The sequence below is a fragment of the Elusimicrobium simillimum genome (assembly GCF_049639735.1).
Lineage (GTDB): Bacteria > Elusimicrobiota > Elusimicrobia > Elusimicrobiales > Elusimicrobiaceae > Elusimicrobium > Elusimicrobium simillimum.
Genome location: NZ_JBEVVA010000002.1, coordinates 24,716 through 38,604, shown reverse-complemented (window position 1 = coordinate 38,604; position 13,889 = coordinate 24,716). Strand labels below are relative to the sequence as shown.

The following is a 13,889-nucleotide window of genomic DNA, read 5'->3' as shown; positions in this document are numbered from 1 at the left end:
TCTTCTTCTTTTACCGTTTCAACAAGTTCTTTTAATTCATCTAGGAACTGGTTTATTCTAAACCCGGTCTTTTTTATCTTGTCTTCCCTAAGGCCTATGGCAACTGTTACAGAAGGGCAGGTCACCATACCTAAGAAAAAAACCTCTTCTGTTATTGCTCCACTTTGCACCAAGGGCTTTTAACTCCCTGGATATTGCACTGTTAAAAGAACCTTTAAACCAACCGTCAGCATACTGCACACTGCCGCTTTCTATTGCCTGTACAAGCCCCGCCTTTGCGTTTTTTAAGACTTTTACATCAACGCCTAAACCATCTTTGACAATCTTTATTATTGGTGCGTATATGACCTCTAGAAAGATTGCTTCAAGGGTGTCTTTAAGAGGTTCATAATTCTGCGGCTTGTTTCTTAAAGGTGTAAGCTGTTTCATTTCGCCCCTTGAAAATCGTCAAAATTTTGCTATACTATTTAATAACACCAGCAACCAATTTGCGACGACTAAACATAGGCGCAAGTTGTGTAGAAATGGAGTGAGCACTAACCTCCCCATTCTCAACTGGTTTTTTTATTGCGTTCTATTCTGTAGCCTGTTAACAGCCAAGTTTTCTTTTGGCCGTGTTCATCTAAGGAAAGTATTGCCTCGTAGCCGTTCTTCTCTAGGTGTACTGTCTTTTTGGCTCTTACAAATTTGCTTACATCGCCATCTACAAGCACTTCTATAACTTTGGACACAACTTCCTGCCCGTGCTTTTCAGCTATATGCTTAAGGCCATAGCCTTTGTTGTCTGCGTCATTCTCACCCCATTTAAGGGCGACATCATTAGACCCGCCGTACTGTTCAAGGTCGTCCCTAAGGTCTTTAACAATCTCCTCGGGGCTGCCTGACGCTATTTTCTTTAAAGCTTCTTTTACTTTTGACTTCTTAGAGGTTAAACTCTTAGTAGTTTTACCTGTGCTACCACCACTGGTAAACTTGCCGTCACCGTCTCTGGGTGTTCATCTTCTTTAAATGCGTTTACCCTTTCTTTAAGCTTTTCCCATAGAGATTTCTTCTCATTGTTGTATCTCGGCTTTGTTAAAGTGATACCGGGCACGTTTTTAGACAGTTCTTCTGCGTTTGCTTCAGGTATTTCAACAAGGTCATCTTCTTGTATTTTGATAGGTAACAGGTTTTCTCTGTTAATGGCTTTTAGCTTCTTTAGGGTCATAATGCCGGACTGTACTGCGGCAGATACTCTTTGAAACTGCTGGTTCTTTACTTCTTCCTGTTGTTGTGCTGAAAGTATACGCAATGGTTTAAATTCAATCTTAAGGTCATCAGGTATAAAGCCAAATAAATGCTGCAGCAAATTTCTAGTATTGTTAACAGGTCATACTTACATTTAGAGCGTATTTCGCTCTCAATCATAGCGTTGTAGTTTTCAATATCATCTTCACCACTGTTAAATCCGGTGGCGGAGATACCAAATAACTTAGTGAGCGGCATTTTTAAATCAGAGGCTATTTGCATTCTGATTTCCCTTAATATTTCGCATGCCCGGAATGTTAAGTGTTTGCTTTCCAAAATATCTGTAGTATCCTTGATAGGCATTCTGGTAATTCTTAGCATATTGCTCATTTGAATACGCTTAACAATAGCGTTAGAACTTTGCTGTGGCGATTGCGGCGTTAAGCTTGTATACCGTAAATATTACTTAAACTCGTCTAATACTTCAAAAGTTAAGTTAACTGATTTAAGATACTGGTTATAAGAACGTACAACGGATTCTAATACTGAGAACCCCAGCCTCTTAACCTTGGCCTTACTAAACTGGGGGCTACTTTACCCTCCATTCTTATAACTCTGGACTTGTGAATCTTGTGCCCGTAATAATTATAAAAATCAGGTTCTCTAAGAGTTTCCCCGGGAAAATCACTGTCGATGTTGCTAGTGCCATAGTAAAGTTCCCACAAATCAACAGCTTTAAAAGCTAATCTGCCGCCTTTTTTTATTTTGAGATATCTAACTCAGTATCTGGCTTTTGGTCTTATTATAATTAAACCGCCGCCGCCAATAAGGTGCCCATTTAAGCCCCTGGGCAAAGGTTAAAGTATTTTGTTCTTTCAAGAATGTTTTAAGCTCGTCTATTTGGTCTTCATCAAGTTGTTCAGTTTAGCGTCTATGCCGCCCTAAAAGCGTCATCTACAGGCGTATCAACCAAGGTTTGTACTATGCCGTGCTCTACATATATCTCAGAAAGAACCTGCCGCATATTGGAAATAAAATACCAGCGGTTATTTTTAAAGAATGTATCTACCTGTGATACCTGTGTAGAACCAAAAGCGGTGCCCATCCCGTACCCACCACCGGTAACAAGGCCATTAATTACATCAGAAAGAGAGTTTTTAACCTCTAATGCTGTGTCTAAATTTATTGGTTGCTGCGCGGCTTCTTTGTCATTATTTTTAACCTATGTTGTCTAAGATAGAGGGTTTGTTCATATGTACTATCTTGCAACCGTCTATAAACGCATCTACAAAATCATCATGTTCCCTTTAGGGAAGTTTAAGGCTTCACTTATACATTCATTTACCAACTCTTCGTCTATTTCTTCGTTGATAATTACTTTGTTGTAAGCCAGAAAAGGCATTACTGCGTTAAGCCTTTGCACTTTATCTGTGCGCCTGTCTTTAAAAAATTCCGCTATTTCTTCAGGCCCGGGCATTGGTACGCCTAGTTTGGGTAACTTCTGGTTTAAATAAATACCATGCCCTTTGTCTTCAATGTAAGCACCCCTGAAACCGTAAAAATTTGCCCTTTCGATAAAAGGCACTGCGTACTGCTCTACCATGTCATAGTTACTAACTGCTTCCAAATTGCTCTGATATACGCCTGACCGTTTCTTACGCCCATGAAATAAATGTATTGGGGTCATTTTGCTGCTTTTCTTTATAAGATGTATCCGCTGTAACAAAGCCATAGTCAAACTCTGCTGGTAATGGGCCACGCTCAAGCATTCTTCTCTTGATTATGTTGCCGCCTTGGTTATAGGGTTTTGCTGGTATTGGGAATTGTAAAGAGTAGGGTTTTCTACACTCATTTTTACCAGCTTTTCAGTGCTTATTTTCTCCGGCCAGTAGCTTTTACCGTTTATGTGGGCCTTGATAGTAACTACGTCATAATCTTTTTTTTCGTTCTTTAAGATATAAGCGGGTAAATCATCAACGCTATTCTTTGCGCTATTATGATTATGGGGGTGTTATTAGCCCTTAACCTGGTTTTGAGTTTGTCAGTGTATATCTGATAACCTCTTCTTTTACTACCTCAGAGTTAGCGTCTCCAACGTCCAAAGGGTCGTCGATAATAAGTGCGCCGCCAAATTCATCTTCATCCACGTTAGGGTTGCCAGCGTCAATACCAGTAATAGCCCACCCATAGAACTGGCGGACAAGCCTGACCTGCTGCACCACCGTCAAAAGAATACTGCGTTTTGCTTTTTTCATCTTTCTTTATCTCATGACCAAAAGACTGCGCCATTCTGCGCTTTCAACTATCTCTTTGGTTTCCCTTGAAAGTTTGGATATAAGGTCAGCCGAGTGGGATATATAACAAAACTTGCTGTTAACACTACGGGCAAAACACCAGGTAATAAATAACTCAACTATTAGCGATTTGCCGCTGCCTACTGGCAGGTTAAGCATTAAATTGGGCTTTTTAGCACGCTTTTCCGCAATGGTTTGCAGTTTGTCTATTACCGTGTTATGAAAGTCTTTAAGGTAAGGGTGTCCTGTTAATTGCAAAAAATATGACTTTAATATATGTCTTAAAATCTGCCAGGCACGCTAAACCTAAAGCTGTACGGGTGCTTTCATTTTCAAAGAGCTTGTCAAACCTATCCTGCAAGGACTCCATACTATAAGTCCTTTAAAATCGGTGTTATTTCCTTAATGGCTTTTTTTAGTTCTTCTTTATCGAACTTGTTGGTATTATCATAGAACCGCTGATTTCTTGCTTTTCAATGGGCTTTTCCCCGGCGGTGTCTCTTATAATCTCAAAGGCCCTGGGGTTGCCCTTAGCCGCCTGCTCCATTTGGGTTTGCAATAAAGCCATTCTGTAATCTAGTTCTTGCTCGTCTAGCTTAGGGTCAAATTCTTTTAGCCTGTCTATAATCTCTGCCGGAGGCTTACGGTCAAGCAACATTTGTGTTAACTGCTTAAATGTTTTTTTAACCCTGTGAACATCCCGTGATTTCCTGCCGCCACGTCTGGCAAGTTCCTCATTTCATCTTCCGGCAGCGTGGTAAAAGGGATTAGGTTTTTGTTGCTTATTTTGCGGGACTCAGCTTTATCTTTTTTAGGTTTAGCCATTTTGCTGCCCCCTGGTTAACCTATTGGTTAATAAATAGATATGACGCAGCCGTTTTCCGGCTACATCAGCTAAGGCGTTTTTAAGACCCTCATGTTCTGTTACTTTGATTTCTTGGTTTATAAGGCGATCAGCTTCTTGTTCAAGCTGTAAAGGTAGTCAAACATCTCATTAATATTGGTGGTAAGCGGTATAGGTTCAAGCAGGGCAAATGCCCCTGAAAGGGTGTTTACTGCGTGTGATATTTCCGGCATGGTAGCCATTACAAGTTCTTTAAGTCTGTCTATGTCAGCGTCAATATCTTCACGCATTTTGTCAGCAAGCAGGTGGTCACCGTAATCTTTAAAATTAAGGTGTATCTGGTGTGCGTATGTTTTGATAGCCAACAAAATATCAGTAATTTTTTTCATCGATTGATTTGTTTTTAGGGAGGCGTTTAGGACAATAAAAAAAGAGCGCCTACCGTATAAGGTATCGCTCTTTTGTTTAGGTTGGTTTACTGCTTATTTACACATAAAAAAATGTGTGACATTTCCAAGAGAAATTAATCTCCAGCAAATATCACACACCTATATTATAATGATTTTTAAAAAAATTGCAAGTGGTTTTTTATTTCAAATTACACAAATCATCTTCTATATGAAGTCGCCTATCTTTTGTTGATTTTTTTCTCTCTCCGGGAAGTATTTCATATTCCAAAAATTTAACATCAACTGAAAGTTGATAAATATCATAATCTTTGTATAAAACTCCCATCTCATAAAGAAGTGGAAGTGTTGCCTCCGCTATAGAAACAGATGACTTGCAAAAATGTTTTAATATTTCTTCTTCTCTTTTCTTTTTCCTATCTTTCAATATATTTATTATTTCATTTTTAATGAAAGACTCAAAACTTAAAATAGTTCCTCTAAATACTGAGGTTTGTTTAACAAATACTTCTCCTTTAATTTTTTCTTCGAATTTTTTACATTTGGGTAAAACATCTCTCAAAAAATATTGTTTAACAAAAAAAGATTTGTTTAACCAGTTTAATTTAGATATTTCATCAACGGTTAACATTCCCCTGTCAAACAATCTGTGATGTGAGGGGCATAAGAAAAATGTGTTTTCCAATGAAGCCGTCCCTCCTAAACGTCTAGGTATAATATGGCAAATATCAATAACTCTGTTTTCTTTACAAATTTCACACGGGGTATTTCTATTGGGAATAAAAATTTCACTTCCAGGAGCTAACGGAGGAATACAAAAAGGACGGTTGTCCAAATTTTTACAAAATATATGTTTGGCAATTTTTAAAATCTCATGCTGTATTCCCAGTGATGCAGGGTGTGGGTCTTTGGAGTGTTTTTTACATATTTCTTCTAATCTTAGCTCATACTCACGAAACTTCCTATCAAATAGTTCTTGATTTTTAAGTATTTCTCTAAAAATTTTTAATTCTACCTCATCTAAAGGGATACCATGCTTTTCTAGCTCCTCTTCAAACAATACATTAGAATCCTCTTTTGCTTTCATAATCAAACCATTAAACTACTTTACTTCTTTTTCTATAAGATAAATATAATCTAAAGCCATTTTGCCCTTATCAACATTTGAATAATAGGTTTTTGGATAAAAAACATTTTTGAAAATTGTTTTTCATACTTTTCAAAAGGAATAAATTTATATCCTAAAACTGTTTTGGTGGAACCCATAACACTGGTGTATTGATAATTTTTATCATACTTTACAAAACCATATTTGGTGTCAAAGGTTTGATTGTCTACAAAATCTTTTTTATCGGTAAAAACAAATGCAGTATTGTTTGACAAAAGTTTTGTGCTGCCAATTAAAAGGCCGTCCTTTGTAACTTGCAACACTTTCATGTTAGCTAACCCATACACCAGATTTTTATTATTAGGGTCGCCAAAACCTGTTCCCGAGCTAAATTTGGTTATCTCATTATCCAAGTTAAGAACTTCATCAAAATCAAACCCGGCGTTTGCAACTTTAAATTTCTCCTTTTCATAATCATATGAAGACTCAAAGATAGCATCTTCAAGAGAATCTAATTTGTTGTATTTTTCATAATTAGGGTTATCTTCCAGCCATGATTTTGCGACCTGAATATCCTCGTATACTAAATAATTCCACCCCATATTTGTTTTAGTGGGCTTAACTACTTTCACAGTCTGAGAAAGCTTTTTTGATTTTTGAACAGAAGAAACCTCATCTCTCATATGTTCATAGGTCAAATTTAAAATAGTATCTATGTTTACGTTTTTATCAAGTAAATTTATTTTTTTGTTACAGTCCCATAAGAGTATCAATGAACCACTTTCCTCACAATCTACTTCTGTGGAAAAAGAATTAACGGGAAAAGAAAAAGTTAATATAGTGAATAATAAGAAAAGATATGATATTTTTTCATATGCCCCCACATAAATTTTTAATTGTTTTTGATTATTATATTATAATAAATTTGCAGGTGTACGACTATTCCAATGGTAACGGCACCTGCTACTTTTATTTAATGAGCAGTATGATTGTTGTAACAGTCATAAGATATGCTATACAAAACCACAACGCTCCTTTTTCTATTTTTGTCATGTAACCCTCTCTATTCTTCAGGAATATAACGTCCTAGTATTACAGAAATTATTTCATACTTGGGGGTAGGCTTATCAAGCTTCATAATAAAATAACTTCCGGCGGCATCTTTAACAATAAACTTCTTGTTTTCATAGCCTTTTATGGTATTTACTGCCATACAATGCAATAAATCACCTTTTTTATACGGCGGTAACTTATCGTCGCCAACTTCCATGTCGAACTCTTTTTTCACGTCAACATCCTCCTTTTTGGGGACGCTTGTTGATGGAACAAAAAGAGCTTCCTTATCCTTTACAATCCCCAAAGTCGGGATGTCAATTTAACATTTATAGGGTTTACGTTTGATTTATTTTCTGATGTGTTGTCTTCGTAGAAATACTTGTAGTCTTTACCGAGGGCCTTAGCTAACTTTTCTATATTTTTTTTGGAAATGCCACCTTTGTTAGCTTCCCATTTGGCTAATGTAGGCTGCGCTATTTTTGCTAAATCGGCAAGTTGTCTTTGTGTTAAATTAAGTTCATTTCTTGCCTTTCTTATTTTATCTCCGATATTCATTCTTCTTTCCTTTTTTAAAAATTCATGAAAGTTGAGACGTTAAAAATAACCCCTTGACAAACATATATCTTATTGTTATACTTTCATTATCAAAGCGTTATCAAAAAGAAATCAACGCTTTATAAAATCCTTATAATAAGGGTCTTTATAAAAAGATAAGAACCTATTTTAATAAGGTGAAGCCGCAAAAAGCGGTGTGTGTTATATTAAGCGAATAAAAATTGGGCAACAAGTTTACAGGGATATCGCTTATTCCTGTTTAGCAGCAAATATAACACACGCCGATAGTTAGCAGATTAAAACCTGCGTCCTCCCAAAAAGAGACTATCGGCTTTTATTTTACCAAATTTGACCAAAGTAAACATTATAAAGAGGAGTGAATATGACTAGCGAATTAAAAAGTGATTGGGATGTAAAAGTAGCGGAATATCAGAAGAAGTCAAAAATAATAGTTAGAAGAGGCGTTACCTTTATTAATACTTTTGAGGTTGCTATCAGACTGGGGGAGGATGTTAAGAGTATTCAATGGAAAGCGGCCTATGGAAGTTTAAAAAATTTGGCCAAACGCTGGGGTAGGCCGTATTGGTTTAAAGAAACAGAGATAGACAGGCTGTTAGGAATATAGGAGTTTTGACAATTTGGCAAGGTAGAACGCTTTGGATGCGTATCGGACTGTAAACCCGATTCACTGTGTTGACGACTGGGTTCGATTCCCAGCCTTGCCACCAAATTTGAGTGCGGTTGACGGCTCTCCTAAGTGTTCCGTAAAGAATACTAAACCAAACCCCGCACTCATCCATCTAGCCGGAAAGAAAGTTCCGGCACCGGGGCGGCATTCATTAGCACTTCTCCTCAAGGTACAAACCTCCCGCCCCGCTAAATATAACGCCCCTTTTATGGAGGGGAAGCCCAAGGGGCGGAATTAAACCCTACCGCCCCTAATATTTGAAGTAAATGGAGAATGATATGAATAAGGAATTTATTAAAGAGTTAGCAGGTGCGGTGTGCCTTTTTACGGCACTGGGTGTTACTGGCTGGGTATTTTTAGCCATAAACTGCGGCGGGTATATGTACCAGTGGGGATTTTAGTATGGCAACAAAACTTAGCAGAACTTGCCCTGAATGCGGCAGCAGTAAAAGATTTATGGAGGACAGGGATGATACCACCCTTTGCACCTGTGATAACTGCGGTGAATGGTATTACTGGGTACCTTAATATGATTTTACAGGAATATAAAAGTGTAGAGGACGCTATTGAAAACGCTTTACATTGGATAAGAAACACGGCGCAGGAGTATGAAGTGAGGGGACACTATTTAAAGGCGCAGGGGTTAAAAGAAGCAATTAAATGTTTGGAAGCGCATTTAAGCATGGTTAAGGAATAGATTGAGAATTAAAAGGAGATTTTTATGGACACAACAAGAGCATTTGCCATGGGACAAGCAAACAGGGATAAAGAAACAATGGTTTTTGACTGGGACAAAGCAGCCCAATTAATAAAAGAACATAAAGCAATTTACGCTTCAGCAGGCTTGCAGGGTGACTGGGAATATACAGGCGGGTATATTTATAAGGATGGCAAGCCAACAATGGATGAATACACATATCTGGCCTCTACTTGGGCTACGCCAGAAATAGATATAGATGGTGAAATATTTGAGTGCTATAAAATGCAATCACAAGCACCCAAATGGGGCCCTCAAACAAAATGGCCCAAATCAGCATTAAAAATATTGAAAAAGAGATAGTTTTAACAATTTGGGAGTGTGGCGGAATAAGACGCAGGTAAGGCTTAAATGCTCATATTAGAACCAACGTAAGCTACCGTGTCGTGGGCTACGAGGTACCTCTAAGGACCCTGAAAAGATAGAAAGGATAGAAAATTCCTTGTAACGGCGTGCAGAGTGAAATTCTCTGCCACTCCCACCAATTTAAGAAATACATAAAAACAAAGGAGAAATACTATGACAAAAGAAGAAATGAAAGAAGAAAAAAGCTTCACGGAAACCATGAAAGAACTGATGGCTGATGAAAAGATGCTAAAAGCCACAAAAGACCAGTTTGCTGTAAAAGTAGAAGCTGGCACAACAAAACACGGCGAAGTTGTTATTAATATGAAGTTTTCTAACAGAAAAATTGCTGAAAAAATGGCTGAAGAACGGGCAAAGGAGTTTTCAGAATTTTTAAAAGGATTGGCAACGCATATAGAAGAGGAAACCAAAGAAAAACAAGTAAAAACGCCGTCAGCCAAAACATCTAAGAAAGCTAAAAAATAAGAAGCATATAAAAGGAGAATGAAAATGTTTGGTAAAAAATCAAAAAAAGAGAAGTTTTACATATTAAGAACATGCAATTCTGACATGTCGGCACATGGCGGGTTTATTTGGCCCACAAAAGGTAAAGTTGTGTGCCCTGACTGGAAAGATAATAAAGATTGCGGTAACGGTCTGCATGGTCTTTTAGAGGGCAAAGGTGATGCTGGCTATTTAAGTAGTAATACAGATGCTAAATGGCTGGTAGTTTCAACAACAGAATTTAATGACTTGACTGATAAGGTCAAATTTAAAGAATGTATTGTTGAATTCTGCGGTGAAAAAGATGAAGCGATTAGCTTCATCACAAAAAAATTAAAAGAACAAAAAAAAACCTATGAGGGTTGTTTTGCTTCCGCCACGCAGGGTTATCGCAGTTCCGCCACGCAGGGTTATCGCAGTTCCGCCACGCAGGGTGATAGCAGTTCCGCCACGCAGGGTTCATACAGTTCCGCCACGCAGGGTTATCGCAGTTCCGCCACGCAGGGTTCATACAGTTCCGCCACGCAGGGTTATCGCAGTTCCGCCACGCAGGGTGATAGCAGTTCCGCCACGCAGGGTGATAGCAGTTCCGCCACGCAGGGTGATAGCAGTTCCGCCACGCAGGGTTCATACAGTTCCGCCACGCAGGGTTATCGCAGTTCCGCCACGCAGGGTGATAGCAGTTCCGCCACGCAGGGTTATCGCAGTTCCGCCACGCAGGGTTATCGCAGTTCCGCCACGCAGGGTGATATCAGTTCCGCCACGCAGGGTTATCGCAGTTCCGCCACGCAGGGTGATAGCAGTTCCGCCACGCAGGGTTATCGCAGTTCCGCCACGCAGGGTTATCGCAGTTCCGCCACGCAGGGTTATCGCAGTTCCGCCACGCAGGGTGATAGCAGTTCCGCCACGCAGGGTGATAGCAGTTCCGCCACGCAGGGTTCATACAGTTCCGCCACGCAGGGTTCATACAGTTCCGCCACGCAGGGTTCATACAGTTCCGCCACGCAGGGTAAAATGTCTGTTATTCTTTGCGGTCTAAACTCTTGCTTTAAAGGCCCGGTTGATAACGTGGTAATCTATCAGGATTATGAAAAAGAAAAGCAAAAGGTTTTCCAGATAGGCCACAAATCAATAAAAGCTAACGTCTGGTACAAGATTGTAAAGTCCAACCAGAAAATCAGAACTATTCTTTGCAAAAACATCCATTACGTCAAAGGCAATCTGCTTGAAGATAAAGCCGAACTTCTTGTTAACGCAGTTAACCCCATTGGCATGATGGGCGGAGGCATAGCCAAAGCCTTTGCAGATAAATTCCCCCAGATGGAATCCTCTTATAAAGAGTTTTGCAAAAGAGACGGCTACAAAGAGTACTACACATACTTTTACAACTCTCAGAAGCCTACTGTCTGCAATCTGCTTACAGTAGATAAAAACATTCAGGCTCATTACTCATATATATCTGCCGGACTTAATGAACTCAAAAACTACATTCTTAACAATGGCGTAAAATCCGTTGCTATACCGCTTTTAGGCTGCGGTATCGGCAAGCTGAACTCCGCCAAAGTCAAAGAAATGATTGAGGTTGCTCTCGTGGCAACCGGCGCAGAAATATACATCTATGACAATGAAGAAAAATAAATAAACGAAAAGGAGAATGAAAATGACACAGCAATTAGGAGTTTATAAGGCCATTATAAATATTATGGCTGAGTTGGCAAAAAGCGGTATATCTAAAGACCGTAAAAACCAACAGCAGGGTTATGTTTTCCGTGGTGTTGATGATATGTATAACAAGCTTGCGCCATTGTTAAGCAAAAATAACCTTTGCATATTGCCCACGGTACTTGACAGACACACAACAGAAAGACAAACACAAAAAGGCGGCGTTTTATTTTATACAACGGTAAAAACAAAATTTACATTTGTTTGTGCGGAAGACGGCAGCACCCAGGAAGTTACTTTCGACGGTGAAGCTATGGACACAGCGGATAAATCAACAAACAAGGCTATGAGTGCCGCTTATAAATATATGTGTATGCAGACTTTCTGTATACCTACTAAGGGTGACAATGACCCAGATGCTACAACGCCAGACCCTTTAAAGCCGATATTTGACCAAGGTAAAGCTAAGCCAGCGGCAAAACAAAGCCATGCTGCCTCTACGCCACCTGCGCCAGCAATACTGCCCGATGAAATAATAGAAAAGCTTTATGAAGCCAAAAGCAAAGAAGATTTGAAAAACCTCTGTGTTAACATAGGCAATAAAAACCCAGAGTATAAAAACCTTTTAAATGGCTTTTACATAGCTAACAGGGAGAAGATGTTTCAAGGGGAGGGCAACTAAATGGACTTTTTAATAAAACACCAAGATTTACAACCCATTGAGGTTAATTTAGAGGATATTAGAAAGTATGTATCTGAAATAACTTCAACATATGCCAATGCCGTTTATACAGATGAGCAAATGAAACTGGCAAAGGAAGACCATGCCGAACTGGCACGCCTTAAAAAACAAATTGAGGATAAAAGAAAAGAAGTAAAAGCTAAGTGGAACACTCCATATTTGGAGTTTGAATTAAAAATCAAAGAAATAGTTTCACTTATTGATACCCCGGCATTGTTAATCAACAAACAAATAAAAGACTACGATGCCCGCAGGAAAGCCCAGAGACGGGAGATTTTAGAAGTCTTTTTTAACAAATGGAATACCTTAGGTGAAATGATAAAGTTTGACACTATCTTAGAAGATAAAATGCTTGGCCTGTCAATAACAGACAAGAAAGCAACAGGTCTGTTAGCTGTTAAGCTGGAGGCTATTACCAAAGACCTGTCTACATTAGAAAGCCAGATTGACAATGAGTTTAGAACACCTTGCTTAACGGTTTATTGCCAAACATTAGATATAAATGCCGCATTTAGCCATAACACCCTATTGGAAAACCAGAAGAAAATACAGGATGAAGTGTTAGGCACAGTAGTTGAAACACCTAAAGAAGAAATATTACAGCCAACAGTTATTGCCCCGGCTGAAGAAAATATTTTTTCCCCTGAAGAACTGGGCAAGCCTGAACCTGCTGAAACACGCCGCTTTATGATAACAGCAACTGCGGCGCAGTTTAAAGAGTTGAAAAGGTTTTGCGATAACAACAGTATTAAATTAAGAGAGGTTTTTTAATATGTCCACACAAACAAAAATACCTGAAATTAACATAGTTATGCTCTCTGGCAGACTTACTAAAGACGCTAACATAGCATACACCCAAAAAGGTGCCGCTGTGTGCCGCTTTGACATAGCCGTTAACCGCCGTTATATGGACGCTTCACAGGTATGGCAAGATGAAGTTACTTTTGTGCCTGTAACCCTTTGGGGGCCGGCAGCGGAAAGAGCCAAAGACAGGCTGGTAAAAGGTGCGCCTGTGCTTATTGAGGGCCGTTTGGTTCTTAATGAATACACAGATGCACAAGGAAAAAACCACAAAAGACTACAAGTAAATTGTAAAAGAGTACAAATTTTACAGTCTACAGGCGGTGGTGGGCCAGTCTCTTCAAAAGAAGAGTCTGTTGAAGAATCCCCGGCAATAGATGATGATATTCCCTTTTAACTTATGGCACAGAAATATACTCTAACACACTGGATTGAACTTAACAGCCTTTACCTACTTATTCGCAAAGCGTTAAACAAGGGTTTACAGGTAGTGGTTGAGGTTAAAAGTTCAAAAGATAAAAAGACATTAGAGCAGTTAGGGTACTGGTTTGGCGTTATATGCCCTACCATTCAAGCCTGGTACAGAGAAAATGGGGACATTAAAAGCATTGATGAGGTACACAAGATATTAAAACTAGACCATTACTATGAAGAGATTTACTCAAAAGCTACAGACACTTTTCATAGAGAGGGTAAAAGTTTGGTGGGCATAAGCAAAGAGAGGATGTCACAGCTTATTGATGAGGTTATAACAGCCTACTCATTAATGGGAGTGGAAATAGAGCCCCCGCCCGAAAAACTTAGATGGGCGCAGGTATAAGGCCCGGCGCAGGGGGCCTCATTCTCCTCCCTGCGCTTAATAGGAGAGTTTTATGTTTTTTGGAATTCTACGGGATTTG

Annotated in this window: 27 protein-coding genes and 1 tRNA gene; 13 read left to right on the top strand and 15 right to left on the bottom strand. The window is 39.1% G+C overall.

Translation table 11 applies throughout. The annotated features are described in order from the left end of the window. Window positions 1-87: 87 nt before the first annotated feature. The 13 genes from AAIR98_RS00550 to AAIR98_RS00490 all read right to left on the bottom strand — a co-directional run bounded on the left by AAIR98_RS00550 (window position 88) and on the right by AAIR98_RS00490 (window position 6,563). On the bottom strand, window positions 88-429 hold the full coding sequence (locus AAIR98_RS00550; RefSeq protein ID WP_423970328.1) for a hypothetical protein: 342 nt from the start codon (window positions 427-429) through the stop codon (window positions 88-90). Window positions 430-551: 122 nt separating this feature from the next. Continuing rightward, entirely contained in the window at window positions 552-866 is a 315-nt protein-coding gene (locus tag AAIR98_RS00545; RefSeq protein ID WP_423970332.1) for a putative barnase/colicin E5 family endoribonuclease, read from the bottom strand. A gap of 62 nt (window positions 867-928) precedes the next feature. Further along, complete coding sequence (locus tag AAIR98_RS00540) at window positions 929-1,348, bottom strand: hypothetical protein (protein WP_423970327.1); 420 nt, start codon at window positions 1,346-1,348, stop codon at window positions 929-931. Beyond that, window positions 1,255-1,635 (bottom strand): anti-CBASS protein Acb1 family protein, encoded by a 381-nt coding sequence (locus AAIR98_RS00535; RefSeq protein WP_423970331.1) that lies wholly within the window; start codon window positions 1,633-1,635, stop codon window positions 1,255-1,257. The genes AAIR98_RS00540 and AAIR98_RS00535 overlap by 94 nt, the downstream gene beginning before the upstream one ends. A 523-nt stretch (window positions 1,636-2,158) precedes the next feature. Next, window positions 2,159-2,332 (bottom strand): hypothetical protein, encoded by a 174-nt coding sequence (locus AAIR98_RS00530; RefSeq protein WP_423970326.1) that lies wholly within the window; start codon window positions 2,330-2,332, stop codon window positions 2,159-2,161. Between the two features lie 180 nt (window positions 2,333-2,512). Further along, window positions 2,513-2,854: a hypothetical protein gene (locus tag AAIR98_RS00525; protein ID WP_423970325.1), complete on the bottom strand. Its 342-nt coding sequence runs from the start codon at window positions 2,852-2,854 to the stop codon at window positions 2,513-2,515. A gap of 394 nt (window positions 2,855-3,248) precedes the next feature. Next, window positions 3,249-3,482, bottom strand: a complete 234-nt coding sequence (locus AAIR98_RS00520) for a hypothetical protein (protein ID WP_423970324.1) — start codon at window positions 3,480-3,482, stop codon at window positions 3,249-3,251. Between the two features lie 6 nt (window positions 3,483-3,488). Continuing rightward, window positions 3,489-3,779, bottom strand: a complete 291-nt coding sequence (locus AAIR98_RS00515) for a DEAD/DEAH box helicase family protein (RefSeq protein WP_423970323.1) — start codon at window positions 3,777-3,779, stop codon at window positions 3,489-3,491. Between the two features lie 157 nt (window positions 3,780-3,936). Continuing rightward, a complete protein-coding gene (locus AAIR98_RS00510; protein WP_423970322.1) occupies window positions 3,937-4,179 on the bottom strand; it encodes a hypothetical protein in 243 nt (80 codons plus the stop codon). Window positions 4,180-4,184: 5 nt separating this feature from the next. Then, entirely contained in the window at window positions 4,185-4,346 is a 162-nt protein-coding gene (locus tag AAIR98_RS00505; protein WP_423970321.1) for a hypothetical protein, read from the bottom strand. Between the two features lie 117 nt (window positions 4,347-4,463). After that, window positions 4,464-4,754, bottom strand: coding sequence for a hypothetical protein (locus AAIR98_RS00500; protein ID WP_423970320.1), 291 nt, complete (start codon window positions 4,752-4,754; stop codon window positions 4,464-4,466). A gap of 199 nt (window positions 4,755-4,953) precedes the next feature. Continuing rightward, window positions 4,954-5,859 carry an HNH endonuclease gene (locus tag AAIR98_RS00495; protein WP_423970319.1) on the bottom strand — a complete coding sequence of 302 codons (906 nt, stop codon included), beginning with the start codon at window positions 5,857-5,859 and terminating at the stop codon, window positions 4,954-4,956. A 50-nt stretch (window positions 5,860-5,909) separates the two neighbouring features. Further along, window positions 5,910-6,563, bottom strand: a complete 654-nt coding sequence (locus tag AAIR98_RS00490) for a hypothetical protein (RefSeq protein WP_423970318.1) — start codon at window positions 6,561-6,563, stop codon at window positions 5,910-5,912. A gap of 191 nt (window positions 6,564-6,754) precedes the next feature. On the opposite strand from AAIR98_RS00490, the gene AAIR98_RS00485 reads away from it, so the two are divergent. Continuing rightward, window positions 6,755-6,937 carry a hypothetical protein gene (locus tag AAIR98_RS00485; RefSeq protein WP_423970317.1) on the top strand — a complete coding sequence of 61 codons (183 nt, stop codon included), beginning with the start codon at window positions 6,755-6,757 and terminating at the stop codon, window positions 6,935-6,937. Window positions 6,938-6,943: 6 nt separating this feature from the next. Here the strand turns inward: AAIR98_RS00485 and AAIR98_RS00480 are convergent, their stop codons facing one another. Then, window positions 6,944-7,168, bottom strand: a complete 225-nt coding sequence (locus AAIR98_RS00480; RefSeq protein ID WP_423970316.1) for a hypothetical protein — start codon at window positions 7,166-7,168, stop codon at window positions 6,944-6,946. A 59-nt stretch (window positions 7,169-7,227) separates the two neighbouring features. Continuing rightward, complete coding sequence (locus AAIR98_RS00475; protein WP_423970315.1) at window positions 7,228-7,491, bottom strand: helix-turn-helix domain-containing protein; 264 nt, start codon at window positions 7,489-7,491, stop codon at window positions 7,228-7,230. A 382-nt stretch (window positions 7,492-7,873) separates the two neighbouring features. On the opposite strand from AAIR98_RS00475, the gene AAIR98_RS00470 reads away from it, so the two are divergent. The 12 genes from AAIR98_RS00470 to AAIR98_RS00415 all read left to right on the top strand — a co-directional run bounded on the left by AAIR98_RS00470 (window position 7,874) and on the right by AAIR98_RS00415 (window position 13,810). Further along, window positions 7,874-8,116, top strand: a complete 243-nt coding sequence (locus tag AAIR98_RS00470; RefSeq protein WP_423970314.1) for a hypothetical protein — start codon at window positions 7,874-7,876, stop codon at window positions 8,114-8,116. A gap of 15 nt (window positions 8,117-8,131) precedes the next feature. Continuing rightward, window positions 8,132-8,219, top strand: a tRNA-Tyr gene (locus AAIR98_RS00465). Between the two features lie 238 nt (window positions 8,220-8,457). After that, a complete protein-coding gene (locus tag AAIR98_RS00460) occupies window positions 8,458-8,580 on the top strand; it encodes a hypothetical protein (RefSeq protein ID WP_423970313.1) in 123 nt (40 codons plus the stop codon). A 1-nt stretch (window position 8,581) separates the two neighbouring features. Further along, the gene (locus tag AAIR98_RS00455; protein ID WP_423970312.1) at window positions 8,582-8,707 is read left to right on the top strand and encodes a hypothetical protein; all 126 of its coding nucleotides are present in this window, start codon (window positions 8,582-8,584) and stop codon (window positions 8,705-8,707) included. A gap of 1 nt (window position 8,708) precedes the next feature. Then, on the top strand, window positions 8,709-8,876 hold the full coding sequence (locus AAIR98_RS00450) for a hypothetical protein (RefSeq protein ID WP_423970311.1): 168 nt from the start codon (window positions 8,709-8,711) through the stop codon (window positions 8,874-8,876). A gap of 24 nt (window positions 8,877-8,900) precedes the next feature. After that, complete coding sequence (locus tag AAIR98_RS00445) at window positions 8,901-9,239, top strand: hypothetical protein (protein WP_423970310.1); 339 nt, start codon at window positions 8,901-8,903, stop codon at window positions 9,237-9,239. A 216-nt stretch (window positions 9,240-9,455) separates the two neighbouring features. Beyond that, window positions 9,456-9,767, top strand: coding sequence for a hypothetical protein (locus AAIR98_RS00440; protein WP_423970309.1), 312 nt, complete (start codon window positions 9,456-9,458; stop codon window positions 9,765-9,767). Window positions 9,768-9,785: 18 nt separating this feature from the next. Then, window positions 9,786-11,423, top strand: coding sequence for a macro domain-containing protein (locus tag AAIR98_RS00435; RefSeq protein WP_423970308.1), 1,638 nt, complete (start codon window positions 9,786-9,788; stop codon window positions 11,421-11,423). Window positions 11,424-11,445: 22 nt separating this feature from the next. Beyond that, window positions 11,446-12,129, top strand: a complete 684-nt coding sequence (locus AAIR98_RS00430; RefSeq protein ID WP_423970307.1) for an ERF family protein — start codon at window positions 11,446-11,448, stop codon at window positions 12,127-12,129. Beyond that, complete coding sequence (locus AAIR98_RS00425) at window positions 12,130-12,960, top strand: DUF1351 domain-containing protein (protein ID WP_423970306.1); 831 nt, start codon at window positions 12,130-12,132, stop codon at window positions 12,958-12,960. It begins immediately after the preceding gene. Window position 12,961: 1 nt separating this feature from the next. Next, window positions 12,962-13,387 (top strand): single-stranded DNA-binding protein, encoded by a 426-nt coding sequence (locus AAIR98_RS00420; protein ID WP_423970305.1) that lies wholly within the window; start codon window positions 12,962-12,964, stop codon window positions 13,385-13,387. Window positions 13,388-13,390: 3 nt separating this feature from the next. After that, window positions 13,391-13,810: a hypothetical protein gene (locus AAIR98_RS00415; protein ID WP_423970304.1), complete on the top strand. Its 420-nt coding sequence runs from the start codon at window positions 13,391-13,393 to the stop codon at window positions 13,808-13,810. Window positions 13,811-13,889: the final 79 nt, after the last annotated feature.